We start from the raw sequence: 1679 nt of genomic DNA on the forward strand, positions 1-1679 counted from the left end.
TTGCAAGCCTCTGCCTGAACTGACCGAGGGGCTGTTGAATAACCTGATACTGGCTGCCCGGCGGGCACAGCAGGCTGACCAGTCACCACAACTCCTGCCTCGCCACTGGCGCAAGGCCATTAACAGCCTCATCACCCATGGCACCCGACAGAATCCGACGGTGCGTGACTTTATGAAAGTGGCTTGTTGGCAATTACTTCCCGATGAGGATCAAACTGCCTCGGTTGACCCGGATCAATTAAATGACATCATCATTAGTGCCTCGAGGTTGGATAGAGAGTTTGTGAAGCAGAACCTGTGGCTACTGGCCAGAACCTTTGACCCGGCAGTCTTTAAGGACACTGGATTTGAAGCGTTAAAACTGTCCCATGAAAGTCCATTTTCACAGGAAACTGAAAAAGAATCTCTGGACAGGCTCTGTGCCATGATCGTGGCCCATGCGCCTGAACAGCAACGACAGGCAATGGCGTATCAGTTGGCAGTTGATCCGGCAGCAGCAGAGCACTATCAACGGTTAGCTATCAGACCATCAAGACAGATTAAACGGTTGCAAGATGCGCTGGCTTCTGGCTGGCAACTCCCTTTGCCATCAGGGCAGACCCGGTCCGATGCCATTCATGCTCTGGCCACCGATTGTTTTCATATTGCCAGAACAGCACATTCTGAAGCAGCAGGCATTGAACGCATAGAAAGTCGGCTGTCCCTATCACTGACATGGCAGGGTTCCGCTGATCAGCCACTGTCAGCACTGGCTCACGACCTTTATCATGGCGAGATGAGTCAAAAGGATCGCGAAAGCCGTCGCTTATCCCGACTCCATGACCGGCTTGCAGACTCACCAGTCATATTCCTGCAGGGGGAAACGGGCACCGGAAAAAGTTATTTTTCCGCCAGAATGGCGAAGGCTTCAGGACAGGCTTTCGTCATTTCCCTTGGACCTTCTGACAGCGAACAGACCCTGATGAAACGCTGGCAATGGCAAGACCACGCCAATGGTGACCGCGCTATGGTGCAGCAAAATCGGGCGCTGATGGAATGGGCCCGTACCCGGTCCGAAAAAGACGAAGAATACGTTACCCTGGTGCTGGATGAAGCCAACCTCGCCAACACCGGATTGCTGGCGTCATTAAACGGTTTATGGGAACCGGAACCCTGCATCTATGTGAACGGTCACCCTGTCAAGGTCAGCTCAAAACACCGGGTGATTCTCACCGGTAACCCGGATCATTACGCCGGACGCCAGCTGGACCCGGCCCTGAAAGAGAAACTGCCCAGGGCTTACTACCCCCGTCTGGATCAGGCATTTCTTCGGGACAGAGTGGTGGAACCGGCTCTGGTTAAGCAGTTACAACGGCATTTGCCGGACTCTCAAATAAACGACATTGCACACAGTGCCACCGGGAGCGTGATGACACTCTGGCAATATTATCAGGAACTGTTGCCAGAACATGAGTTTACCCCCAGGGATTTAACGGATATCTGCAGTTGGGTGGGCTGGTATCTGGATCGTGCGCTGCCCGTAAACGACAGTGTTACCTATAAGCAAATAAACGGTTTGATCCAGCAAAGTTTTAAGGATGTGCTGGATCCCGAAATCAGCGAGACTCATCAGGATGCCCTGACAGCACTGGAAATCTGGTTTTCTGTCCGTTACGAACCGGACAACACCCTGAGCGACA

At 52.8% G+C, this 1679-nt stretch carries 1 protein-coding gene; it reads left to right on the top strand.

The features are described from left to right. A partial coding sequence (locus KBW69_RS23310) for an AAA family ATPase (RefSeq protein ID WP_257282526.1) occupies positions 1-1679 on the top strand: 1679 nt, incomplete at both ends.

Source organism: Endozoicomonas sp. ISHI1 (assembly GCF_024606225.1).
In the GTDB taxonomy this organism is placed as follows: Bacteria; Pseudomonadota; Gammaproteobacteria; order Pseudomonadales; family Endozoicomonadaceae; genus Endozoicomonas_A.